At 61.0% G+C, this 22,851-nt stretch carries 20 protein-coding genes; 7 read left to right on the forward strand and 13 right to left on the reverse strand.

The features are described 5' to 3' along the window. Positions 1-10 precede the first annotated feature (10 nt). The 4 genes from ICA16_RS23995 to ICA16_RS24010 are packed head-to-tail and all read right to left on the reverse strand — an operon-like array spanning position 11 to position 3,988. Complete coding sequence (locus ICA16_RS23995; RefSeq protein ID WP_150602067.1) at positions 11-1,000, reverse strand: lysylphosphatidylglycerol synthase domain-containing protein; 990 nt, start codon at positions 998-1,000, stop codon at positions 11-13. After that, positions 997-2,271, reverse strand: a complete 1,275-nt coding sequence (clsB, locus tag ICA16_RS24000) for a cardiolipin synthase ClsB (RefSeq protein ID WP_150602068.1) — start codon at positions 2,269-2,271, stop codon at positions 997-999. The genes ICA16_RS23995 and clsB overlap by 4 nt, the downstream gene beginning before the upstream one ends. Next, on the reverse strand, positions 2,268-3,065 hold the full coding sequence (locus ICA16_RS24005; RefSeq protein WP_150595185.1) for an endonuclease/exonuclease/phosphatase family protein: 798 nt from the start codon (positions 3,063-3,065) through the stop codon (positions 2,268-2,270). Before ICA16_RS24005 ends, clsB begins: the two co-directional genes overlap by 4 nt. Then, entirely contained in the window at positions 3,062-3,988 is a 927-nt protein-coding gene (locus ICA16_RS24010; protein ID WP_210701787.1) for a DUF72 domain-containing protein, read from the reverse strand. Before ICA16_RS24010 ends, ICA16_RS24005 begins: the two co-directional genes overlap by 4 nt. Positions 3,989-4,352: 364 nt before the next feature. On the opposite strand from ICA16_RS24010, the gene ICA16_RS24015 reads away from it, so the two are divergent. Continuing rightward, complete coding sequence (locus ICA16_RS24015) at positions 4,353-6,464, forward strand: mechanosensitive ion channel family protein (protein WP_210701788.1); 2,112 nt, start codon at positions 4,353-4,355, stop codon at positions 6,462-6,464. A 140-nt stretch (positions 6,465-6,604) separates the two neighbouring features. On the opposite strand, the gene ICA16_RS24020 is transcribed toward ICA16_RS24015, so the two are convergent. Beyond that, entirely contained in the window at positions 6,605-10,903 is a 4,299-nt protein-coding gene (locus tag ICA16_RS24020; protein ID WP_210701789.1) for a DEAD/DEAH box helicase, read from the reverse strand. 363 nt (positions 10,904-11,266) lie between these two features. Here ICA16_RS24020 and ICA16_RS24025 point away from each other — a divergent pair, with 363 nt between their 5' ends. Both ICA16_RS24025 and ICA16_RS24030 read left to right on the forward strand, forming a co-directional pair. Further along, entirely contained in the window at positions 11,267-12,151 is an 885-nt protein-coding gene (locus ICA16_RS24025; protein WP_042561311.1) for a sugar nucleotide-binding protein, read from the forward strand. Continuing rightward, positions 12,144-13,076 (forward strand): NAD-dependent epimerase/dehydratase family protein, encoded by a 933-nt coding sequence (locus ICA16_RS24030; RefSeq protein WP_210701790.1) that lies wholly within the window; start codon positions 12,144-12,146, stop codon positions 13,074-13,076. The genes ICA16_RS24025 and ICA16_RS24030 overlap by 8 nt, the downstream gene beginning before the upstream one ends. Positions 13,077-13,443: 367 nt before the next feature. On the opposite strand, the gene ICA16_RS24035 is transcribed toward ICA16_RS24030, so the two are convergent. The 5 genes from ICA16_RS24035 to ICA16_RS24055 all read right to left on the reverse strand — a co-directional run bounded on the left by ICA16_RS24035 (position 13,444) and on the right by ICA16_RS24055 (position 17,573). Next, on the reverse strand, positions 13,444-14,142 hold the full coding sequence (locus ICA16_RS24035) for an OmpW/AlkL family protein (protein ID WP_150595190.1): 699 nt from the start codon (positions 14,140-14,142) through the stop codon (positions 13,444-13,446). A gap of 195 nt (positions 14,143-14,337) precedes the next feature. Beyond that, a complete protein-coding gene (locus ICA16_RS24040) occupies positions 14,338-14,856 on the reverse strand; it encodes a DUF3299 domain-containing protein (RefSeq protein WP_210701791.1) in 519 nt (172 codons plus the stop codon). A gap of 11 nt (positions 14,857-14,867) precedes the next feature. After that, complete coding sequence (locus ICA16_RS24045; protein WP_210554824.1) at positions 14,868-16,133, reverse strand: ABC transporter permease; 1,266 nt, start codon at positions 16,131-16,133, stop codon at positions 14,868-14,870. A 1-nt stretch (position 16,134) separates the two neighbouring features. Further along, on the reverse strand, positions 16,135-16,845 hold the full coding sequence (locus ICA16_RS24050) for an ABC transporter ATP-binding protein (RefSeq protein ID WP_150617271.1): 711 nt from the start codon (positions 16,843-16,845) through the stop codon (positions 16,135-16,137). 128 nt (positions 16,846-16,973) lie between these two features. Next, positions 16,974-17,573, reverse strand: a complete 600-nt coding sequence (locus ICA16_RS24055; protein WP_210701792.1) for a DUF2796 domain-containing protein — start codon at positions 17,571-17,573, stop codon at positions 16,974-16,976. 135 nt (positions 17,574-17,708) lie between these two features. Here ICA16_RS24055 and ICA16_RS24060 point away from each other — a divergent pair, with 135 nt between their 5' ends. Continuing rightward, a complete protein-coding gene (locus ICA16_RS24060; protein ID WP_210701793.1) occupies positions 17,709-18,068 on the forward strand; it encodes a hypothetical protein in 360 nt (119 codons plus the stop codon). Positions 18,069-18,255: 187 nt separating this feature from the next. Here the strand turns inward: ICA16_RS24060 and trxA are convergent, their stop codons facing one another. The 3 genes from trxA to ICA16_RS24075 form a co-directional block, all read right to left on the reverse strand. Then, the gene (trxA, locus tag ICA16_RS24065) at positions 18,256-19,128 is read right to left on the reverse strand and encodes a thioredoxin (protein WP_210554828.1); all 873 of its coding nucleotides are present in this window, start codon (positions 19,126-19,128) and stop codon (positions 18,256-18,258) included. A 156-nt stretch (positions 19,129-19,284) separates the two neighbouring features. Beyond that, positions 19,285-19,941: a class I SAM-dependent methyltransferase gene (locus ICA16_RS24070; protein ID WP_210701794.1), complete on the reverse strand. Its 657-nt coding sequence runs from the start codon at positions 19,939-19,941 to the stop codon at positions 19,285-19,287. Then, positions 19,938-20,402, reverse strand: coding sequence for a YbaY family lipoprotein (locus ICA16_RS24075; RefSeq protein ID WP_150602079.1), 465 nt, complete (start codon positions 20,400-20,402; stop codon positions 19,938-19,940). Before ICA16_RS24075 ends, ICA16_RS24070 begins: the two co-directional genes overlap by 4 nt. 128 nt (positions 20,403-20,530) lie before the next feature. On the opposite strand from ICA16_RS24075, the gene nrdR reads away from it, so the two are divergent. Genes nrdR through ICA16_RS24090 form a run of 3 tightly spaced genes read left to right on the forward strand, consistent with a single transcriptional unit; the run spans position 20,531 to position 22,838 of the window. Then, complete coding sequence (gene nrdR, locus ICA16_RS24080) at positions 20,531-20,995, forward strand: transcriptional regulator NrdR (RefSeq protein ID WP_007910946.1); 465 nt, start codon at positions 20,531-20,533, stop codon at positions 20,993-20,995. Then, a complete protein-coding gene (ribD, locus tag ICA16_RS24085; protein WP_210554829.1) occupies positions 20,992-22,125 on the forward strand; it encodes a bifunctional diaminohydroxyphosphoribosylaminopyrimidine deaminase/5-amino-6-(5-phosphoribosylamino)uracil reductase RibD in 1,134 nt (377 codons plus the stop codon). The genes nrdR and ribD overlap by 4 nt, the downstream gene beginning before the upstream one ends. A gap of 47 nt (positions 22,126-22,172) precedes the next feature. After that, positions 22,173-22,838, forward strand: a complete 666-nt coding sequence (locus ICA16_RS24090; protein ID WP_150595199.1) for a riboflavin synthase — start codon at positions 22,173-22,175, stop codon at positions 22,836-22,838. Positions 22,839-22,851 lie beyond the last annotated feature (13 nt).

A 22,851-nucleotide genomic window follows, 5' to 3' on the forward strand; every position in this document is an offset into this window, starting at 1 on the left:
GATTTGGCTTTCAATGCCTGGGTGCTTTCTCGATCCGCAATGACTTGGCCTTCGCCTCCACAACCAGGTACATCACCAGGGTAATCAGCAGCGGCAACAGGAAGTAAATCGCTCGATACGCCAGCAACCCCGCCACCAGACTGCCTCGCGAGGCCTCGTGTTGCAGCAGCGCCACGAACACGGCTTCCAGCACCCCAAGTCCCGCCGGAATGTGCGTGATGACCCCGGCAATCGCACTGATCAACAGCACGCCAAGCACTAGCGGATAATCCAGTTTGCTCGGCAGCAGCGTGAAGATCACGGCGGCCATCAGTGACCAGTTCAACGCGCCGAGCAGCAGTTGCAGCACGGCCATGCGCAGCGATGGCAAGTTGATTTCCACCCCGCGAATCGACCACTCGCGGCGTTTGGAAAACTGGCACGCCGCGAGGTATCCGGCGCTGATCAACAGCAACAGCACTCCTATGCCCTGCAACGCCGTGCTGCTGATTTTCCAGCCCGGCGGCATGCTCACCAACCCGCTGCTGAACACCACGCCGGCGATGGTCATGTAGCCGAACCAATTGGTCGCCAGGCTCAGGCCGAGAATCTTGGCGATGTTGCTTTTGCTCACGCCGAGCCGTGAATACAGGCGATAACGCATGGCGATCCCGCCAACCCAGGCGCTCAGGTTGAGGTTGAACGCGTAGCTGATGATGCCCACCGGCAGAATCTGTTTCCAGGTCAGATCCTGGCGTATGTAAGTGCGGCCGATCAAATCGAAACTGGCGTACGTAAGGAAGCTCACCAGCGTGATGCTGGCGGCGATGATCAGCGTGCGCACCTTGAAGTCGGCGAGGGTTTGCAGCACCTCGGCCCATTCGATGCGTGTGGCGAACATCGTCAAAAGCACGATCAGCGCGAGAAAGAACAATATAGTCAGCGGACGTTTCCACTTGCTCCAGCGAGAGTGGGTTGCCGGGGCCGAATGGCTGGCGGATGGCGCGTCGGAATGGCTCATGAGCGATCACCTCGAAATGGCTTGAGCCGGGGTTTGTGCGCGGGCAACCAGCCGGCCATGGCCGGAAAGTGCCGCAGGAAGTGGAATACCAGAAAGCCCACGGTCATGTGCCAGATGCGTCCGCGCGGCGACTTTGCAGCATCCATGGCTTTGCAGTGGTTTTGGCTGAGGTCTTCGAGGCGTTCAAACAGCATTTGATTGAACGCGCGGTCGCGGATCAACACGTTGGCTTCCAGGTTCAGCGACAGGCTCAGCGGGTCGAGATTGCTCGAACCGACGGTGCTCCATTCTTCGTCTACCAGCGCGACTTTACCGTGCAGCGGGCGCTCGCAATATTCGTGAATTTGCACGCCGGCCTTGAGCAGATAGTCATAGGTCATTCGCGCCGCGAGTTTGGCCACCAGCATGTCTGGCTGGCCCTGAAGAATCAGCCTGACATCAACCCCGCGCCGCGCCGCATTACGCATCTCGCGCAGCAAGCGATAGCCGGGGAAAAAGTAAGCATTGGCGATGACCACGCGATGTTTGGCGCGGCGCAGCACCTGCATATACACATCTTCGATATCGGTGCTGTGCTGGTCGTTATCGCGAAACACCAGGCGCACCTGGCCGTCGTGTTCGGTGAAGGCCATTTCAGCACGGCGCTGGCGGCGGCGTTGCCACCAGAACCTCGCCCGGCCGGGGCGACCGCTTTGCAGCAGGGCGAAATGATGGATGTCGGCCACCGCCGGGCCCTGAACTTCCACCGAGTAATCCTGCTTGGCTTCAGGGCCGAAATCGGCCAGGTGATCGCCGGAAAAATTGATCCCGCCGATGAACGCGACCAAGCCGTCGACCACCACGATCTTGCGGTGCATACGGCGGAACCAATTGGTGCGAACGCCCAAGTGTTTGGGGGCCGGGTCGAAGATCTGCAAATGCACGCCGGCATCGCTGAGCGCCGTGAGATAGGCGGTGGTTAATTCGCCGCAACCGAAGCCGTCGAGACTGACCGTGGTGCGTACGCCACGGCGGGCGGCATCGATCAGGATCTCCTGGAGTTCGGCGCCGACCTTGTCTTCAAAGACGATGAAGGTCTCCAGCAGGATTTCACTCTTCGCCGCCCGCATCGCGGCAAACACCCGGGGGAAATATTCCTCGCCGTTTTCCAGCAGTTCCACGCGGTTGCCGCCCTGCCAGTGGTACTCGACATCGACTTGCCCCGGTTGGCGCACAGGCGGGTTGATGCTTATCGGTTCCACAGCGGATTTCTCCATCGGTGCGCTGCTCATAGTTCGATCTCCACCGATAACGGTGCGTGGTCGGAAAGGTGTGACCAAGGCCGGTTCGCCAGCACTTTTGGCTGGCTGGCCTTGAGGTTGCGCACATAGATGCGGTCTAGACGCAGTGTCGGCAAACGCGCCGGAAAACTGCGCGCCGGTTTGCCGTGATGCTCGGCGAACACTTCACGCAGGCCGCAGGGTTTGAGCAATGCATCAGCGCGCTGGCGCCAGTCATTGAAGTCGCCGGCAACGATCACCGGAGCGTCGTCCGGCAGTTCGGCGAGGCGTTGCATCAGCAAACCCAGTTGCTCATTGCGATGGCTCTCGCGCAGGCCCAGATGCACGCAGATTGCATGCACCTCTTTGCCGTCGCCGGGCATGCGCAGCACGCAATGCAGCAAGCCACGATTTTCGTGACCGCTTATTGAAACGTCGAGATTGTCGTGGCGGATGATCTGGAATTTCGACAGCACGGCATTACCGTGATCGCCATCCGGGTACACCGCGTTGCGTCCGTAGGCGAACTGCGGCCAGAGGCTGTCGGCGAGGAATTCGTATTGCGGCATCGTCGGCCAATTGGAATAGCGTTTGGGGTGGTGCTCGTGAGTGCCGTGCACTTCTTGCAGGAACACCACGTCGGCAGCGACGCTGCGCACTGCTTCACGCAACTCCGGCAGGATGAAACGCCGGTTGAGTGCGGTGAAGCCCTTGTGGGTGTTGACCGTCAGCACGGTGAAGCTGCGCACGGATGACTCGACCTCGGCACCTTCGTCGGTGAACCCGACCGGTTCTGAAATGCTCATGCCAGCACTCCTTCGCCAGCCGGTTCGCCGGGCGTGGTGGCCAAATCGTGGTCGAGGTCGAAACGCTGCAGCAAGTCGCGCGCATCGTAGGGCGCGCGGACTTTGATGTCGTTGTCGAAATAGCAGAACACTTCGCGTGATTTGCGTACTCGGGGTTTCAGGCGCGGGGCGATCAGATGGGCGTCTGCCGGTTGTTTTCCGTGATGCCAGGCGTCGATCCGATCCGCCCAACGCTTGCGTGCCGGCGCGGTGTAACCGCTGGCGTAGAGTTCTTCGGCACCGTGCAGACGCAGGTAGACGAAGTCACTGGTCACGTCTTCGCGATATGGCCATTTACCGCCGGTGTCGGCAATTACCAGTGCGATGTTGTGGCGCTTCAACAGGCGCACGAAGTCGACATCGACGAAGCTTTCATGACGAATTTCCACGGCATGGCGCAACGGCTTTTTGCGCCAGGCTTTCATGCTGGCGTGGCCATGCAGGTGCGAGTCGTGCTGACGGGCGAGGGCGGCAGCGGCTTCGGTGTCGCGGGGTAATAGTGCGAGAAAATGCTCGAAACGTTCGGCGTCGAATTTGAAGTTCGGTGGGAACTGCCAAAGAATCGGCCCCAGTTTTTCCTTGAGCTCCAGCACACCTGACGCGAAGAAATTCGCCAAAGGCTTTTCTATTTCGCGCAAGCGACGGATGTGGGTGATGAACCGCGGCGCCTTGACACTGAAGACGAAGTCGTCGGGCGTTTCGGCGTACCACTGGGCATAGCGTTCGGGCCGTTGCAGGGCGTAGAACGATCCATTGATCTCGATGCTGTTGACCGCTCGCGAGGCGAACTGCAATTCGCGTTTCTGCGCCAGTCCATCGGGGTAGAAATCCCCGCGCCACGGGGCGTAGCGCCAGCCTGAAATACCAATGTGAATCGTTGCCATGCCGCCCTCCCGTCGAAAGTCCTCGTGTTGCCTCTGTCTGTTGATGACTGCTGGCGGTTCGGGAAAGTTTCGGCGGTGTTACGGACGGTAGAGCGCTTTTGTGGCGAGGGGATTTATCCCCGATCGGCCGGCCAGCAGTCGTAAACCGTGCAACTCGGTCTGACAGGGGGATTGGCGATACAGGTTTGGGGCCGCTTCGCAGCCCATCGGGGATAAATCTCCTCGCCACGGGGGAAAGGTGGATTTCAAAAGAAGCATTGATGGGGATTGCACTGGGCTCAGTGAGTTATTCAGGCCAAAACCGAACTTGTCCTCCTTTCACCGATCAGTTCCTTACAGGTTCAGCCAACGGGAGATCGGAGTTTTGATCAAGTTCAGGATCGCCATTCTGCTGGGAGCATTGTTGTTTCTCGGTGCCAGCGAGCTCGAAGCCGCGACACTGCCGGGGTTGCCGGCCGCCACTGAAGAGCCGGCCAAGCCCGAACCGATTGTGCAGGGCGGGTTGCTCGGTGCCATCAGTACGAGCATCGACGACGTACAAGACAAACTCGACCTCAACGAAAATCTGGTGGATGCCTGGCGCCTGCGCGCCGACCGCGCCGCGAATGAGGTCGACAAGCTGGTCAATCACCCCTCGAACCGCTCTGGCTGGAGTGTCGCCGGGGACTTCCTGATGTTGTCCGGGGTGTGGCTCGGCACATTCGCCCTGTTGACCGTACTCGGCAGCCTGTTGGCAAAACGTCTGCGCGAAGGGCGCTGGTTTCGCACACGCCAGCGCTGCCAGGATTTGCTCGGCTATTTGTTGCCGTACACACTGCCGGCGCTGATATGCCTGCCGCTGACGCTGTACGTCAGCCATTTCCTGCAAGCATCTGTCGGCCGAGCATTGGCGCTGTGTTTTGCGTATGCGACCAGCAGCGGCATCTTTTCCACGTCAATGCTGTTGTGCGTGGTGGTGATGTTCAATGTCGGGCACAAACGCCCGGCGGCAAAAATCATCCGCGATTACTGCCCGCGACCGCTGTTCCTGATCGGCTTTCTTGCCGCGCTGAGTGATGCGTTGACCAGTCCGCAAATCGCCCGGCAGCTGGGCGGCAACATCACCAGCAGTGTTGCGGTGTTCACCGGGTTGATGGCTTCGATCATCTTCGGTTTATTGGTGATTCGCCTGCGCCGCCCGGTGGCGCATCTGATCCGCAATCGGTCACTGAGCCAGCGTCTGAAACAGCCGTCATTGCAGGAGTCGCTGAGGATTTTTTCCGGGTTGTGGTATTGGCCGATTGTGCTGATGGTGTTGGTGTCGGCGGTCAATCTGATCGGCATCGGCGAGGACAATCAAAAGGCCCTGCGCTGCGCGTTGTTCACCACGGTGCTGCTGATCGGCACGGTGTTTTTGAGCACCGTCCTGCAGCACCTGTTCAAGTCGCGGAAGGCCGAGACGATCAAGCGTAGCAGTGCTTACAAAGAGCGTTTCCTCAGCCTTTTGCATGCCTTGCTGCGGATCGTCATCGCCATTGCCTTCATCGATATCCTCGGGCGGATCTGGGGCGTGTCGCTACTCGATTTCGCGCAGAGCAGCACGGTCGGCCGGGCGATCAGCAATGCCTTGAGCAGCATTGGCCTGATCTTCCTGGTGACGTGGCTGCTGTGGGTAGTGCTCGACACGGCGATTCAGGAAGCGCTGAAACCGCCGGTCAGCAAGCGCGGGGCGCGCCAGCCCAGCACCCGGGTAAAAACCATCCTGCCGCTGCTGCGTAATGCGATCAAAATCATCCTCGTGGTGATTTGCGCGATCACAACCATGGCCAATCTGGGGATTAACGTTGCACCGTTGCTGGCCGGTGCCGGGGTAGTCGGTCTGGCTATCGGTTTCGGCTCGCAGCAGTTGGTGCAGGACGTGATTACCGGGTTGTTCATCATCATCGAAGACACGCTGTCGATCGGCGACTGGGTGGTGCTCGACTCTGGGCATGCCGGTACGGTTGAAGGGCTGACCATCCGCACGTTGCGCCTGCGCGACGGCAAGGGCTTTGTGCACTCGGTACCGTTCGGGCAAATCAAGGCTGTGACCAATCAATCACGGCAGTTCGCCTTCGCGTTCTTCTCGGTGCAGTTCACCTACGACACGGATGTCGAAAAGGCCATCGAGCTGATTCGCGAGACCGGCGATTCGATCCGCGAAGACCCGTTCCTCAAATACAACCTGCAAGGGCCGCTGGATGTGTTTGGCGTGGACAAGATGGATCTCAACGGCGTGGTGCTCACGGCGCAATTCCGCACGGTGTCGGGTGGGCAATATGCGGTGAGCAGAGCGTTCAATCAGCGTTTGAAGAAGCTTGTGGATAACACCCCGTCGGTGCATTTCGCGCAGACTTATCCACAGCAGGTTTTGTTGCCGCAACGGCAAGGGGAGGTCGTGCAGGAGGCGGCGCCTGAGAATTCGCCGGTGGTGTTGCCGCAGCCTTCTCGGACCTGACAGCAGTTTTGCGCCGGGATTGCTCGCCTAATCGCGGGCAAGCCCGCTCCCACAGTGGTTTATGGTGTGACGGCTATCAAGGCATCACCCGCAAACCTGTGGGAGCGGGCTTGCCCGCGATTAGGCCAGACTCGGCGACATCAATGCCGGATCAGCTCGCGCTGGAGCTCAATCATGTGTTCCTGATCAAGCTCAATCCAGACCTGCTGCTTGCCGGCGATCACGGCCCCCGCTGGCAAACCATCCCGATACACCAGCCGATTACTCGCCAATGCCGGCACTTTCGCCCCCGGCAACAACGTCCCGGCCAGATTCAGCGGGTCAACTCCGCACACCGTAATCAAGCTGCCGTCATGCGGTCGCCGTCGCACTTCGCGTAACAGCGGAATCGCCTCTGGCAAAGCAAATTGCTCACCCGCCAGGCCACTGACAAAGCGCCCGCCACGGATCTCGCCGCGCGCCTCGAGTCGATGAAACGTGCGCAGCAATTCGCGCCAACTCGGCAACCAGTCGGCCTCACGTTCAAGCAAACGCCAGAACACCACGCCGTAGCGCCGTAGCAAGGTCATGGCGACGTGTTCGAGTGTTTCGGCGGGGACGCTCGGGTTATCCACAACCGGCCCGCGCCGCAACAATGCCCAACGCCCGGCGTCATCCATGCCGCCGATAAACGCTCCGCGCCCGCGCCGACTGCTGCGTTGCTGGCGCTTGCTCGCCGGGGTGATCAACGCACGCAGGCCGGCGAAGCTGTCGGCGTTCACCAGACCGGCGCCGACCAGTTCCTGCAAGGCGATTTCCAGCTCGGTGCGCAGCAGATGCGCTTCGTGAATCAACTCGTCGAAAAACAACGCGCCGTGCTGACTCAAGGCTTCAAACACTTTCTGCGTTTTTGCCGACAGTTCACTAACCGGCGTCTGCTCGGCGAGCCCGCTCCACAAACCGACCTGACTGCGCGGCAGCAGCACGACCGGTGTGCTGCGCAACGCCGTACCGCTGACTTTCTGCCGGGCGCTGAGACGTGTCCACACCAGTTTGCCGTTGCGACACAGGTCATCCAGCCAGCTCGGTGAATAGTCCTTCAGGCGCGTCGGCAGGATGTCGCTGTCCCACGCCGATGCGGCGGCCGCATAACCTTCGAACTGGCCGACAATTGCCGGCAGTACGGCGTTGCCCTGGCCCTGAGTGCTGGGCGACAAATGCTGCCAGTCGAACAGGAAACGCATGAAGTCCTGCAACGCCACGGGTTCGATTTCCCGGCGCAGGCGCTTGACCGTGTAACGGTGGATGCGCGCCAGCAGATGCCGCTCGCACCATTCTTCAACTGCCACGCCCGGCGTGAACTGGCCGCGCAGCACATAACCTTCGCGCTCAAGATGAGCGAGAGCCTGCGCGACTTGCGCGCCGGCAAGCGCCAAAGGTTCGGCGATGGCGCTTAACGGCAGCGGGCCGAATGCACCGAGCCGCGCACGAATGACCTCGACCAGCGCTTCATCGAAAGTCCAGGCTTCATCGAAACCGGGCAGGGCTTGCTGCTGCGGTTGCAGCGTGGCCTGTGGATAAAGCGCCAGCAGGCACGTCAGTCGTTCCCGCGCCAGCCACAACGAACGTTGTGGGTTGATCTTCAGGAAACAGGCGCGACCGCTGCTGGTCAGTGCATCCAGCCATTCGCGCCACTGTGGGTTGGCCTCAACTTCCAGATCGCTGATACACGCCAGGCTCATCAGCGCCTCATGCATTTCATCGAGGTTGCCCGGTGTCGGCCAGGCTTCTTCGCGCACAGCATTGATTGCGTCGGCGTCCAGCGCACCGAGGTCGTCAGTGGATTGCGGATCGCTCCAGCGACGGTTGATCACCGCTTGAGTGCGGCGTTCCTCCAGCGGTGCATCGTCGAGAAAGGCATACGGCCGGGCACTCAGGATTTCCGCCGCCAGCGGTGACGGCGCCGGCAGATCGCGGCTGATCAAGCGCACCTCGCCAGCCTCCATGCGCCGCAGCAGGGTGAGCCAGCCTTCACAGTCCATCGCCTCGTGCAGACAATCGTCGAGGGTCTGTTCCACCAGCGGATGCGCGGGGATTTCCCGTTCGCCTGCGAGGTTTTCCAGGCAGGCGATCTGATCGGGAAACACGCTGGCGATCAGGTCTTCACTCTTCATGCGCTGCAACTGTGGCGCGACTTTGCGACCGCCAGTAAAACGCGGCAACGCCAGCGCCACCCCGGCATTCCAGCGCCAGCGCACGCCGAACAGCGGTGCGTCGAGTACCGCTTGAATCAGCAGGTGTTCGGCGCTGTTGCTGTGCAGGTAACGCCAGACATCATCGAGTTCGAAACTGTGGCTGGTCGACAGCGACAGCACGATTGCGTCCTCACTGGCCGCAGCTTGCAATTCGAAGTTGAAGGTGCGGCAGAAACGCTTGCGCAGGGCCAGGCCCCAGGCGCGATTGATGCGGCTGCCGAACGGCGAATGGATGATCAGTTGCGTGCCACCTGACTCGTCGAAAAACCGCTCCATCAGCAACGTGTCTTGCGAAGGCAGGGCGCCGAGCGTCTGTCGTGCACGGGCCAGATATTCGACCAGTTGTTCGGCGCTGGCGACGTTCAGGCCAAGGGTCTGCGTGAGCCAGTCGAGCGCAGGTTGCAGATTGCCGAGGCTGGCGCCGAGCAACTCGTCGAGCGTCGCTTGCAGACGCGCCACGGCGGCCGACAATTCGTCGCTGCGCCCCGGTGCTTCGCCAAGCCAGAACGGAATGCTCGGTGGCTGTCCTTGCGCATCCTCGACGCGGACTTTGCCGGTTTCCACCCGCAGGATGCGATAGGAGGTGTTGCCGAGCTGAAAGACATCACCGGCAATGCTTTCCACGGCGAAGTCTTCGTTGACGCTGCCGATGTTCAGGCCTTGCGGTTCGAGCATCACGCTGTAATCGGCGTTGTCCGGAATGGTCCCGCCGCTGGTCACCGCCGCCAGTCGTGCGCCACGCCGGCCACGCAAGGTGCGGCTGACTGCGTCGCGGTGCAGGTAGGCGCTGCGAATGCCCTGACGGCCGTTATAGCCTTCGGCGAGCATTGTCAGCAGGGCCTGATAGTGGTTTTGGTCGAGATTTCGATAGGGCGAGGCCTGGCGAAACATCGCCAGCAACGCGTCTTCTGACCATTCCCGGCAACTGACTTCGGCGATGATCTGCTGGGCCAGCACGTCCAGCGGTGCTTCGGGGATGTGCAGCGTGTCGAGTTCGCCACGGCGTACGCAGTCGAGCAGCGCGGCGCACTCGATCAGATCGTCACGGGTGGTGGCGAACAATCGCCCTTTAGGCGTGCCGCCGACCTGGTGGCCGGAACGTCCCACTCGTTGCAGAAACCCGGCGATGGAGCGGGGCGAGGCAATCTGGCAGACCAGATCGACTTCACCGATATCAATCCCCAACTCCAGCGATGCGGTGGCAATCAGCACTTGTAGCTCACCGCGCTTGAGCCGCTGTTCGGCATCGAGGCGAAATTCCTTGGCGAGGCTGCCGTGATGCGCGGCCACTGCGTGTTTGCCCAAGCGTTCGCTGAGGTGGCGGCTAAGGCGCTCGGCGAGGCGGCGGGTGTTGACGAAAATCAGCGTGGTGCGGTGCTCGCGGGCCAGTTCGGCGAGGCGGTCGTAAACCAATTCCCAAACGTCGTTGGCCATGACGGCGGACAACGGCACCGACGGCACCTCGATGCCCAGATCCCGTGGGCGCGCATGGCCGATATCGATGATGTCGCAGGTTCGATCATGGCCGACGAGAAACTGCGCCACGGCTTCCACCGGTTTCTGCGTGGCGGACAGGCCGATGCGGGTCAGCGGTTCAGCGCACAGCGCTTGCAGGCGTTCCAGGCTCAGGGCCAGGTGACTGCCGCGTTTACCGGCGGCCATGGCGTGGATTTCGTCGATGATCACGGTGCGCGTGGTGCCGAGCATTTTGCGTCCCGACTCTGAGCCCAGCAGCACGTAAAGCGATTCCGGGGTGGTCACCAGAATGTGCGGCGCGGTCTTGCGCATGGCCGCGCGTTCTTTTTGCGGGGTGTCGCCGGTGCGCACGGCGGTGGTGATTTCCAGCTGCGGCAAGCCCATCTGTCGTAACTGTTCGGTAATCCCGGCGAGCGGATTTTGCAGGTTGATGCGGATATCGTTGGACAGCGCCTTCAGCGGCGAGACGTAGACCACCAGGGTTTCGTCAGGCAGGCCGGCGGGGTTTTCCAGGCCTCGGTGGACAAGGTCGTCGAGCACGGCGAGGAACGCGGTGAGGGTTTTCCCTGAACCCGTGGGTGCGGCAATCAATGTTGAGCGGCGCTGCCGGATCAACGGCCATGCGCGGGCCTGAGCGGCGGTGACCGTCGCAAAAGTGTTCCTGAACCAGGCGCTGACGGCGGGGTGAAAGCCTGCCAGGGCCGCGTCCGTGGGGATGGGCAGATTCATGGCTTAAGTTATGCGGGCGAGGGCGGGAAGATGCAAGTACCGCCGGGTATCTCGGCTGGCAATCGGGGCCTCATCGCTGGCAAGCCAGCTCCCACATGATTTGTGAACACCTCCAACCCGTTGTTGCTTCAACACAAACTCTGAGCTATCCCACAGAATTTGCAGACACCGCGCAACCTGTGGGAGCTGGCTTGCCAGCGATAGGGCCAGTTGCGTTGGTACAAATCCCGGGGATCTACACTTTACGGGTGACGGTTGCGCACTAAACCCGCAAAATGCAACGATTCCGGCAATTATCGACGACGCTGCTGCAAGCATCGTCGCCAAAGCCATCGTTCCAATCAGACTGGGCCTGCTGACTCTATGCGAATGCGCCTTATGTTACTGGGCGGCGGAAATGCCCTTGGGCAGGCGCTGATTCGCCTCGGTGCGGAAGAAGACATCGGTTTCCTCGCCCCCCGCCCGCCAGAAGACGGCTGGGATGCCGCGAGCCTGACGCAACTGCTCGACGACACTCGTCCGGATGCGTTGATCAACCTCGCCTACTATTTCGACTGGTTCCAGGCCGAAACGGTCAGCGAAAGCCGTATGGCCGGGCAGGAACGCGCCATCGAGCGTCTGGCCGAACTGTGCCAGCACCACAATATCGTCCTCGTGCAACCGTCCAGTTATCGGGTGTTCGACGGCTCGCGTGCTACCGCGTACAGCGAAAAAGATGAGCCGGTGCCCTTGGGCCTGCGCGGTCAGGCGTTGTGGCGGATCGAGCAAAGCGTTCGCGCCACCTGCCCACAGCATGTGTTGCTGCGATTCGGCTGGCTGCTCGATGACAGCGCGCAAGGCACCCTTGGGCGTTTCCTTGCCCGCGCCGAACTGCCGGAAGAATTGCTCATGGCCGATGATCGCCGAGGCAATCCGACGCCGGTCGACGACGCCGCACGGGTGATCATCTCGGTGCTCAAGCAACTCGATTGCGCGGCACCGCTGTGGGGCACTTATCACTACGCCGGGCATGAGGCGACCACACCGCTGGCGCTGGGTCAGGCGATTCTGACCGAGGCCCGCAGTCTCCACGCGCTGGCCATCGAAGCACCGACCGCCCAGGCTCACGCCGCACGGCCGGACGCTGCCGAGGAACCGCAACACGCGGTGCTCGCCTGCAAGAAAATTCTGCACACTTTCGGGATCAAGCCGCGCGCCTGGCGTGCCGCGCTCCCGGGCTTATTGGATAGGTTTTATCGCCATGGCTGAAGGCACTGTTTTAATCACCGGCGGCGCCGGGTTCATTGGCTCGCACCTGACTGACGCCTTGCTCGCCAAGGGGCATTCGGTGCGGATACTGGACGACCTGTCGACCGGCAAACGCAGCAACCTGCCGCTGGACAACCCTCGGGTGGAACTGATTGTTGGCGATGTCGCCGATGCGGCGCTGGTTGCCCAGGCGATGCAGGGCTGCAGCGCGGTCGCCCACCTGGCGGCTGTGGCCTCGGTGCAAGCGTCGGTGGATGACCCGGTGAAGACTCACCAGAGCAATTTCATCGGCACCTTGAATGTCTGCGAAGCCATGCGTCTGGCCGGGGTCAAGCGTGTTTTATACGCCTCCAGCGCAGCGGTGTATGGCAACAACGGCGAGGGCGAATCGATTGACGAAGACACGCCAAAAGCCCCGCTGACGCCCTACGCGTCGGACAAACTGGCCGGCGAGCACTACTTCGATTTCTACCGCCGCCAGCATGGTCTTGAGCCGGCGATTTTCCGCTTCTTCAATATCTTCGGCCCCCGCCAGGATCCGTCCTCGCCGTACTCGGGGGTCATCAGCATCTTCAGCGAACGCGCGCAGAGCGGCTTGCCGATCACCGTGTTCGGCGATGGCGAGCAGACGCGCGACTTCCTCTATGTCGAGGATCTGGTCGACATTCTGGTGCAGGCAATCGAAAAGCCTGTTGTCGAAACCGGCGCAGTGAACGTCGGCTGGAATCAGGCGATGAGCCTCAAACAGATGCTCGCCGAGCTGCAAAAGGTTGTCGGAGAGTTGCCGCCGATCAGCTACGGCCCGGCTCGCTCGGGCGACATCCGCCATTCGCGGGCGAACAATCGACGGTTGCTCGAGCGATTCGAAATGCCACCGCAAACGCCGATGAACGTTGGTCTGGCGCGGTTGTTGGGGCGCGCCTGAAAGGCCCCTCACCCTAACCCTCTCCCGGAGGGAGAGGGGACTGACCGAGGTGGATGGTCGAGCTATGTCGACGTGAAAGTCCGAGTTGAACTCAGGTTCTGAACTGCATGAGATCGGCTCCCTTTCCCCCTCGCCCACTTGGGGGAGAGGGCTGGGGTGAGGGGGTTCGATTCAACTCACTGCACAAATCTGTCAGACATGAAAAAGGCGCCCTTCAACAGGCGCCTTTTTCACGGCCGGGATTTGTCTCAATCCCTGTGGCAAGGGAATCTTATTCCCCGATCGACTGCACATCAGTCGCCTTCAGTTTCAACCTGCTCACCACCAAGCCTCATTCACCACCACGTGAACATTCTGTAAATCCGGCTTAGAACTTATAGCCCAAACCGACCATGTAGATGAACGGATCCACATCCACATTCACCCGTGCCCGAGTGCCCGGTGCAACAGCGTTGTTTTCAACGGTCGCGCGGGTGTCGATATCGATGTAACGCACTTGGGCGTTGAGCATGATGTTGTCGGTGATCATGTAATCCGCACCGACCTGCCACGCCAGACCCCAGGAGTTTTTCGCCTTGAAATTGCTGAAGCCGTTGGCACTGGCTTCACTGCCGACGTGTTCGTCGTAGATCCAGGTGTAATTGATGCCGCCGCCGACATACGGTTGGAAAGCCGACTTCGAATCCAGCGGGTAGTAGACGACGCTGAGGGTCGGTGGCAGGTGTTTCAGCGTGCCGAGTTTGCCGTTGGCCGCTGGCAGGGCAGTGCCCTTGAGCTTCACGTCATGTTCAAACGGCGTGGCAGCGAGCAATTCGATACCGACGTGGCTGGTGAGCATGTAAGCGAAGTTCAGACCCAGTTGAGTGTCGCTGCTCATGGTCGCCTTGCCGCCCAGATTGGCGCCGCTCAACGGACCCTGATCGACCTTGACGCTGGAGCTGTCGGCCTTCGGGTTGACGGTGATTGCACCGGCACGGATCAGGATGTCGCCGGCTTCGTGGGCGTGGGCGAGCGGGGCTGCGAGCGCGAGGGCAACCAGCGAAGCGCTGAGCAAGGACTTGTTCATGGGGGCTCCAAAAGGACGTTGAAATTTTCTGATGTCCTATTGTATGAAGCCAACTGATACGGTCTTTTGATTCAGCTCAATGAAACAGTGATGGCGCCAAAAGATCGCAGCCTTCGGCAGCTCCTACAGTTGAAATGCTATCCCTTGTAGGAGCTGCCGAAGGCTGCGATCTTTTGATCTTGAAAGTGCCGGGGTTTACTCCGGCAGCTCATACACGTAAATCTTGTCCGCCTCCATCTGATACCCGGCATCCGCCAGCTCACTGCTGGACGCCTTGACTTGCATCGGCCCCTCGATCCAGTAAGGCTGATACAACTCGTCGAGCTTCACCCCGAGTTCGCTTTTCACATGCACGATCTGGTTCGACGGTGGTGGCGGCACGTGGATGCAGGCGCCGAAATACGGCACCAGCAAAAAGTCCGTGGTGCGCCCCTCTTCATTGACTTCCAGCGGCACGATATAGCCCGGCAGGCGAATGTTCTGGCCGTCGAGGCTCTGCACCACCGGTGCATTCGGCAAGTCCTGTTTGGCTGCTGGCGCTGACTCAGCCGACAACGCATCGCTCATTTTCGACAGGTCGTGCAGAGGCGTCATGTTCGGCACTTCCGGCGCGGCGTCCGGCGGGATCATTTCCGACCAGGTCAGGTCTTTTGGCGCGGCTGCCCACACGGGCAGGGCGACCATTAATAACAGCGCGAGCAGTGCGCGGGGCATGGTGAACATCCTCATAAACGGATCGACAGGCCATCGGCCAAAGATTGGCGATAGGCGCGCCAGGCCGGCACGCTGCCCATCAGCAGCGCGGCCGCCAGAATGCCACCGAGCAGCGTCCATTCATACTCGCTCGGCCACGCCAGCGGCAGGAACAAACCGTAATTGGCCTGCACGTAACCCTGCGCAGCCGCAATGCCGATGTACAACAACGCCAGCCCGGCGATCACTCCGATCAACGCCAGAGCGAACGCTTCCAGCACCAGCAGACTCGCGATGTGCCACGGCCGCGCACCCACCGAGCGCAGAATCGCCATCTCGCGGCGCCGCTCGTTGAGGCTGGTCAGAATCGCCGTAAGCATGCCAATCAACCCGGTCAGCACCACGAACAGCGAGACCACAAACAGCGCTTTTTCGGCGGTGCTCATCAGGCTCCACAGCTCCTGCAAGGCCACGCCCGGCAGGATCGCCAGCATCGGCTCACCACGGAATTCATTGATCTCGCGTTGCAGGGCGAAGGTGGAAATCTTGCTGTTGAGGCCCAGCATGAACGCGGTGATCGCTTGCGGCGTCAGGTCCATGTTTCGCGCCTGATCCGCACTGATCCGCCCATTGCCACGGGCCGGCACGCCGTTGTGCCAGTCGATGTGAATCGCCTCCATGCCGCCAAGGCTGATGTGCAGCGTGCGATCCACCGGCGTACCGGTGCGCTTGAGAACGCCGACCACGGTGAACGGTTTGTCGTCGTGTTTGACCAGGCTGATCGCGGCCACGCCATGAGCCAGCACCAGTTTGTCGCCGAGTTTGTAATGCAGCGCCTCGGCCACTTCGGCGCCGAGCACCACTTCGAATGGGTCGGTAGCAAAGGCGCGACCGTCGGCCAGCGCCAGATGCTGCTGGCGGCCATATTGGTAATGCTCGAAATAGGCTTCGGTGGTGCCCATCACCCGATAGCCGCGATGGGAGTCGCCTAGGGACATCGGGATCGCCCACTTCACTTTCGGGTTGTTGGCAAAGTGTTCGAAGCTGTCCCAGCGGATGTTATTGGTAGCGTTGCCAATGCGAAACACCGAGTACAGCAGCAGGTTCACCGAACCGGAACGGGCGCCAACAATCAGGTCGGTGCCGCTGATGGTGCTGGCGAAACTGGCTTTGGCTTCGGTGCGCACACGCTCGACGGCCAGCAGCAGGCAGACCGACAGGGCGATGGCGAATGCAGTGAGCAGCGCGGTGAAACGGCGGTTGGCCAGGCTGGCCATGGCCAGACGAAACAGATACATCTCAGACCTCGGCAGACGTGGCGGCGCGATTGAGTTCGGCCAGGGACAGATGACGGTCGAACAGCGGCGCCAGACTCTGGTCGTGGCTGACGAACAGCAGGCTGGAACCGGCCTCGCGGCATTCGGCGAACAACAGGCGAATGAAGTTTTCCCGGGCGTCGTAGTCCAGCGCCGAGGTCGGTTCGTCGGCGATCACCAGTTCTGGCTGACCGATCAACGCACGGGCAGCGGCCACACGTTGTTGCTGACCGATGGACAGCGAGTCGGCGCGGCGACTGAGGATGCTTTCGTCCTTCAGCCCCAAATGCGCGAGCAGGGTTGCCGCGGCTTGATCGACACTGCCGTGACGCTGTTTCGCCCGTCCAGCGCGCAATTTCGAAAAGTGGCAGGGCAGCTCAACGTTCTCGCGCACCGAGAGAAACGGCAGCAGGTTGAACTGCTGGAAGATGTAACCGGTGTGGTCCACGCGGAAAGTGTCGCGGGCACCGGCAGAGAGTTCGGTCAGCTCCTGGCCCAGTAGACGAATGCTGCCGCGATCGGGTTTCTGCACACCGCCCAGCAAGCCGAGCAGGGTCGTCTTGCCGCTGCCGCTGGGGCCTTTGAGGAACAGGGTTTCACCCGCTTCCAGCCGAAACGCCGGGATGTCCAGCAGCAGTGGGTGACCGGGCCAACTGAAGCCCAGGTCGGACAGTTCGATGAGTGCTTGGGTCATGACACCAATTTCAAGAGTTGAACACAAACCCTGTAGGAGCTGCCGAAGGCTGCGATCTTTTGATTTTTGTAAACCAGGATCAAAAGATCGCAGCCTTCGGCAGCTCCTACAGGGGTATTTCACTGGATTCAGAATTTCAGCGAGGCAGCCTTCGCTGTCACTTCCGTACCTTGCTGGCCGCTTGCGCTGATCAGTTGTACCTGAATTTTCTGAGTCGCCGGGAAGGTGCTGAAGATAGTCGCCAGATCCAGCGTCTTCAATGCGCCCGGAGTCGCGCAGCTGAACTGATAGTGCGCGTGGATTTCGCTGTGGTCGTGGTGATGCTCGTGACCGTCCTTGCCGGCTTCATCTTCGTGGTGATCGTCTGCGTCGGGCTTGTCACCGAACAGCGGGCTTTCCAGTTCCTGGCTGACCACTTTGCAACCGGCAGCGGCGGGCAGGTTGAACAGGGCCAATGGCTTTTCAAGTTGCGCACGGGCAGCGGCAACCTTGGCCTTGTCGGCATCCGTGGTGGCGGCGTGTTCGAACCCCACCAGATTCATCGCCGGGCTTTCCAGCTCAAGTTCCAGCGTCTGGCCATCCAGTGCAGCGTTGAGACGGCCAACGCCATGTTCATGCGCGCCGAGGCTACCGTGTTCATGGTCGTGATCGTGGTCATGCTCATCGGCAGCATGGGCAACGGCCAGCGGCAACAGGGCAAACGGCAAAGCGAGCAACAGACGACGCATGGCGGTCTCCGAACAATAAAATGAAAAGTTTGTTATGTAATCTTATAACGAAAGTGCGCAGAGTTTGCCCGTGCGCTTGGCGTTACACAAGTCCCATGGGAGCATGCAGGTCAGAAATGTGCGGGAGCGAACTCAATGTTGCGGATACGCGGAACCGTCGGTGACTTGCCGGTGGATTTGACGGTGGAACTGGATGACAGTGATTGGGCCAAGCTCGGTTCGGCCTTGAATGCGCAGGCGCCAATTGCTCAACCTGAAGGGGTTGCGATAACGCCAGCGGCGAAACCGCTGAACCAGGACGATGCGTTGTGGCAGGTCGCCAAGGATCTGTTGCGCAAGGCCGGGCAACTCAGCGGGCCGGATCTGCTGGAACAGCTCGAAGGGCTGACCGGCAGCGCGGTGTCAGGCAAGCGCCTGCTGGTGCGACTGCGGCACAGTGCGGATGTAAAGGTGATGAGCGGCGGGGATACGCCGCTCTACAGCTGGATCGAGTAGCGCGCAAAAGCAAAAGATCGCAGCCTGCGGCAGCTCCTACAGGTTCAGCATTCACCCGCAAAAAGGTGTGGCGCCCGCGCCCCGTGTTGATCCGCAAAACGGGTGGCGCCCACGATCTGCGTACATCCGCAAAACGGGTGGTCCACGATCCCCTGTAGGAGCTGCGGCACGCTGCGATCTTTTGATCTTAATAAAGCGCAGCAAACATCTTGCGACGGTAAACAGTCACCAACGGGTGCTCGTTGCCCAACAACTCGAACACCTGCAACAACGTCTTGTGCGGCAAGCCCTCGGCATAACCGCGATTGCGGATAAACAACTTGAGCAAGGCATCCAGCGCCGCTTCATATTGCTGACGCGCCAGTTGCTGGATCGCCAGTTGATACACCGCTTCGTCGTCCTGCGGATCTTTCGCCAAACGTGCTTTCAGGTCGGCGGCGTCCGGCAGATCGCGGGCGAGGCCGAGGAATTTGATCTGCGCCTTGGCCCCGGCCAGCGCGGCTTTGTGTTCATCGCTCTTGACCGCGTCGAGCACCGTTTGCGCTTCGTCCAGTTCACCACGTTCAGTCAGGCAGCGTGCGTAGAGAATCAGCGCCTTGGCGTTGGTGTTGTCCTCATTAAGCATCACCACCAACGCCGCTTCGGCATCTGCGTAGCGACCGTCATCGAACAGCGCCTGAGCCTGTTCGAACGGATCGGCTGCGGCTGGCGGCGGCATCTGCACATGCGGTTCGAGCAACGCACGCACGGCGGATTCCGGTTGCGCGCCGGCAAAACCGTCCACCGGTTGACCGTCCTTGAACAGCACCACGGTCGGCAGGCTGCGAATGCCGAAACGGGCGACGATGTCTTGCTCGATGTCGCAATTGACCTTGGCCAGCAGCAGCTCGCCCTGATAGCTCTCGGCAATGCCCTGCAGCATCGGCATCAACGCCTTGCATGGCGCACACCACTCGGCCCAGAAATCCACCAGCACCGGTTTGTTGAAAGAAGCCTCGATCACCGACTGGTCGAAATCGGCAGTCGTGGCGTCGAAGATGTACGGCGTTTGCTGACTCATGGGGGATCTCTTTTAAGCGTCAATGAACGCACTATAAGGGGTGAAGCAAAAGATCGCAGCCTTCGGCAGCTCCTACAGGTTTATCGTTCATCCGCAATATTGGCGGTGGATCCGACCACTGTAGGAGCTGCCGAAGGCTGCGATCTTTTGGCGTTATCAATCACGTCGCGCATGGTAAAGGCTGACATGCCGAAATTCTTCCGGCTCCGCCAGATCCGGCAAAGTCATCGCCTCAAGCATCTCTATGCGTTCATACAAAGGATGGCGAAAATCCCGGACCCGCGAATCCGCCACCAATGCCTCGCGGCCACGGCTGAGAAACGCATCCAGCAACGGCAGATTCGCCCGGTCGTACAACACATCCGCGACCAGAATCAGATCAAAGCGATCCGCCTCGGCAAAGAAGTCCGTCGAATAACTCATCTGCACATCATTGAGTTCGGCATTCGCCCGACAGGCAGCAATCGCCAGCGGATCGAGATCACAGGCCACCACTTCCAGCGCGCCGGCCTTCACCGCCGCAATCCCGGCGATGCCGGAACCGGCGCCGAAATCCAGCACGCGTTTGCCGCGCACCCATTCGGGAAACTCAGCCAGATAGCGCGCTACCGCCAGACCGCTGGCCCAGCAAAAGCTCCAGTACGGCGGCTCATGCAGTATGCGCTGGGTTTCTTCCTGGCTGAATTCGCGCGCCATGTTGTCGCCGTCGATCAGCCAGAGCTGTAAATCGGTGCCCGGCAACGCGCAAGCCTTGAGTCTGGCGTCGCCGAGCAATTCCCCCAATGCCTGTTGCAGGTCGAGCGGTGCATTCATGGTGCTTTGACGAATTGCAGCTGGCCCAACGCCTGTGTGGTCGGCTGGGTGATGGTCTGCGATGGCAGATGCAGGATCAGTTGGCCGGACTGACTCGCACGGCCGCGCAACTCAACCCGCGCGCCCGCCGGAAAGGCCTCGGGGTTGAAGCGCACGTGAAACGGCAGAATCTGGTTGTTGCCGATCAGGCTTGAACTGGCGAGCAATTGTTGCGGGCGATCCTTCTCGTCGATCACCAGCAGCGCCAGTTCGACTTCGGCACCGGCCGGCACACCTTGCAGGGTGCCGCTCAATTCGCGTTGATGGGCGGGCAGCGGGCCGAGGGCAGCGGCCTGATTGGCTTTTTTCTGCGCCTGCTGCGGCGCCGGGCCTGGTGTCGGCGGCTGAGGCTTGGGCGCATCGCTGCCACAGGCCACCAGCAGGCTGAAAAGACTGAGCAAAACGAGCGGACGTAAAGGCATTGGCAGCTCCGGCAAAATGAAATCCATGGATCAAACGATCATGCCCGTCTGTATACCGCAAACCCTATGTCTTGTCTTGCCACCGGGATGCGCTACCATGGCCCTCCCTTTTTTTGTTGCCAGCCACCATGCACTGTCCCTTCTGCGGTGCCAACGACACCAAGGTCATCGACTCGCGTCTGGTCGCCGAGGGCGAACAGGTGCGCCGCCGGCGTGAATGCCTGGCCTGCGGCGAACGTTTCACGACATTCGAGACGGCCGAACTGGTGTTACCGCGCCTGATCAAAACCGACGGCAGCCGCCAACCGTTCGACGAAGAAAAACTGCGCGCGGGCATGCAACGCGCTCTGGAGAAACGTCCGGTGAGCGTCGAGCGCCTCGAATCCTCTCTGGTCCACATCAAGCACAAGCTGCGCGCCACCGGCGAGCGCGAGGTCAAATCCCTCGTGGTCGGCGAACTGGTCATGGCCGAGCTGCAAAAGCTTGATGAAGTCGCCTACATCCGTTTCGCTTCGGTGTACAAGCGCTTCCAGGACCTCAACGAGTTCCGCGAAGAAATCGACCGTCTCGCCCGCGAACCGGTGAAAGAATGACCACCGTCGCCGAGCAGGCCATCCTCGACGCCCACTTCATGGCGCGCGCGCTGGAACTGGCCCGCAAAGGTCACTACACCACGCACCCCAATCCTCGGGTTGGCTGCGTGATCGTGAAGGACGGGCAGATTGTCGGCGAAGGCTGGCACGAGCGCGCCGGCGAACCTCACGCCGAAGTCCACGCCTTGCGCGCCGCCGGTCAACTGGCCCGCGGCGCTACGGCATACGTCACCCTCGAGCCTTGCAGCCACCATGGGCGCACGCCGCCGTGCGCCGATGCGCTGGTCATTGCCGGTGTCGGCCGAGTGGTTGCGGCAATGCGTGATCCGAATCCGCAAGTGGCCGGGCGTGGTTTGCAGCGTCTGGCCGATGCCGGCATTGCGACTGATAGCGGCGTGCTGGAAGCTGAAGCGCGCAAGCTCAATCACGGATTTCTGAAGCGCATGGAACACGGCTTGCCGTTTGTGCGGGTCAAGTTGGCCATGAGTCTGGACGGTCGCACGGCGATGGAAAGCGGCGAGAGTCAGTGGATCACCGGCCCGGCTGCGCGTTCGGCGGTGCAGCGTTTGCGCGCTCAGGCGGCCGTGGTGCTGACCGGCGCCGATACCGTGCTGGCCGATGGCGCGCGCTTGACGGTTCGCGCCGACGAACTGGGTCTGGATGCCGAGCAAACCGCATTGGCCATGAGCCGTCCGCCGCTGCGGGTTTTGATCGACGGGCGTCTGCGGGTGCCGCTTGATGCACCTTTCTTCAAGGCTGGCCCGGCGTTGGTCGCGACCTGCATGGCCGTCGAAGAGCAATACGCCAACGGCCCGGAATGTTTGATCGTGCCGGGTGATGACGGTCAGGTCGACCTGCATCAACTGCTAGTCGAGTTGGCCAACCGTGACGTAAACGAGGTGCTGGTCGAGGCCGGTCCGCGTCTGGCGGGGGCGTTTGCCCAACTCGGTCTGGTCGATGAGTTCGTGATCTTTATCGCCGGCAAGTTCCTTGGCTCCACGGCGCGTCCATTGCTGGACTGGCCGCTGGCCTATATGAAGGATGCGCCGGAGCTGAAAATCACTGAAATTCGTGCGGTGGGCGATGACTGGCGAGTCACTGCCGTCCCTGTCCTTACGGCGAGCGTATAATTCCCGGCCATCGCGTTAGCGCTGGCTTCGTTCTCAAGGAGAACCCCATGTTTACCGGCATCATCGAATCCATCGGCAGCATCCGTGCAATGACCCCAAAGGGCGGCGATGTACGGGTGCATGTTGAAACCGGCAAGCTCGACCTGAGCGATGTCAAACTCGGCGACAGCATCGCGGTCAACGGCGTCTGCCTGACGGCTGTCGAGCTGCCGGGCAACGGCTTTGCCGCCGACGTCAGCCGCGAAACGCTGGACTGCACCGCCATGAATGACCTGAAAAGCGGCAGCCCGGTCAATCTGGAAAAAGCCCTGACCCCAACCACTCGTCTGGGTGGTCACCTGGTCAGCGGTCACGTCGACGGTGTCGGCGAAATCGTCTCGCGCGCCGATAATGCCCGCGCCGTGGAATTTCGCATCCGCGCACCGAAAGACCTGGCCAAGTACATCGCCCATAAAGGCTCGATCACCGTCGACGGCACCAGCCTGACCGTGAACGCAGTCGATGGCGCCGAGTTCATGCTCACGATCATTCCGCACACCCTGAGCGAAACCATCATGGCTTCCTACAAGCCGGGTCGTCGGGTGAATCTGGAGGTCGACTTGCTGGCGCGTTATCTGGAGCGCCTGCTGTTAGGCGACAAGGCCGCAGAGCCGAGCGCTGGTGGCACGATTACCGAAAGCTTTCTGGCCGCCAACGGCTACCTCAATTCCTGACTGAAGGGGGTGC

Source organism: Pseudomonas anatoliensis, assembly GCF_017976235.1.
In the GTDB taxonomy this organism is placed as follows: domain Bacteria; phylum Pseudomonadota; class Gammaproteobacteria; order Pseudomonadales; family Pseudomonadaceae; genus Aquipseudomonas; species Aquipseudomonas anatoliensis.

What these genes read in the sequence shown, in the direction of transcription:
- ICA16_RS24005 (WP_150595185.1), bottom strand. Translation starts at nt 3,065, where the DNA reads ATGAGCATTTCAGAACCGGTCGGGTTCACCGACGAAGGTGCCGAGGTC.
- ICA16_RS23995 (WP_150602067.1), bottom strand. Translation starts at nt 1,000, where the DNA reads ATGAGCCATTCCGACGCGCCATCCGCCAGCCATTCGGCCCCGGCAACC.
- ICA16_RS24035 (WP_150595190.1), bottom strand. Translation starts at nt 14,142, where the DNA reads ATGAACAAGTCCTTGCTCAGCGCTTCGCTGGTTGCCCTCGCGCTCGCA.
- ICA16_RS24045 (WP_210554824.1), bottom strand. Translation starts at nt 16,133, where the DNA reads ATGTATCTGTTTCGTCTGGCCATGGCCAGCCTGGCCAACCGCCGTTTC.
- ribD (WP_210554829.1), top strand. Translation starts at nt 20,992, where the DNA reads ATGACCACCGTCGCCGAGCAGGCCATCCTCGACGCCCACTTCATGGCG.
- ICA16_RS24070 (WP_210701794.1), bottom strand. Translation starts at nt 19,941, where the DNA reads ATGAATGCACCGCTCGACCTGCAACAGGCATTGGGGGAATTGCTCGGC.
- ICA16_RS24060 (WP_210701793.1), top strand. Translation starts at nt 17,709, where the DNA reads ATGTTGCGGATACGCGGAACCGTCGGTGACTTGCCGGTGGATTTGACG.
- ICA16_RS24075 (WP_150602079.1), bottom strand. Translation starts at nt 20,402, where the DNA reads ATGCCTTTACGTCCGCTCGTTTTGCTCAGTCTTTTCAGCCTGCTGGTG.
- ICA16_RS24020 (WP_210701789.1), bottom strand. Translation starts at nt 10,903, where the DNA reads ATGAATCTGCCCATCCCCACGGACGCGGCCCTGGCAGGCTTTCACCCC.
- ICA16_RS24055 (WP_210701792.1), bottom strand. Translation starts at nt 17,573, where the DNA reads ATGCGTCGTCTGTTGCTCGCTTTGCCGTTTGCCCTGTTGCCGCTGGCC.
- clsB (WP_150602068.1), bottom strand. Translation starts at nt 2,271, where the DNA reads ATGAGCAGCGCACCGATGGAGAAATCCGCTGTGGAACCGATAAGCATC.
- trxA (WP_210554828.1), bottom strand. Translation starts at nt 19,128, where the DNA reads ATGAGTCAGCAAACGCCGTACATCTTCGACGCCACGACTGCCGATTTC.
- ICA16_RS24040 (WP_210701791.1), bottom strand. Translation starts at nt 14,856, where the DNA reads ATGCCCCGCGCACTGCTCGCGCTGTTATTAATGGTCGCCCTGCCCGTG.
- ICA16_RS24010 (WP_210701787.1), bottom strand. Translation starts at nt 3,988, where the DNA reads ATGGCAACGATTCACATTGGTATTTCAGGCTGGCGCTACGCCCCGTGG.
- nrdR (WP_007910946.1), top strand. Translation starts at nt 20,531, where the DNA reads ATGCACTGTCCCTTCTGCGGTGCCAACGACACCAAGGTCATCGACTCG.
- ICA16_RS24090 (WP_150595199.1), top strand. Translation starts at nt 22,173, where the DNA reads ATGTTTACCGGCATCATCGAATCCATCGGCAGCATCCGTGCAATGACC.
- ICA16_RS24025 (WP_042561311.1), top strand. Translation starts at nt 11,267, where the DNA reads ATGCGAATGCGCCTTATGTTACTGGGCGGCGGAAATGCCCTTGGGCAG.
- ICA16_RS24030 (WP_210701790.1), top strand. Translation starts at nt 12,144, where the DNA reads ATGGCTGAAGGCACTGTTTTAATCACCGGCGGCGCCGGGTTCATTGGC.
- ICA16_RS24050 (WP_150617271.1), bottom strand. Translation starts at nt 16,845, where the DNA reads ATGACCCAAGCACTCATCGAACTGTCCGACCTGGGCTTCAGTTGGCCC.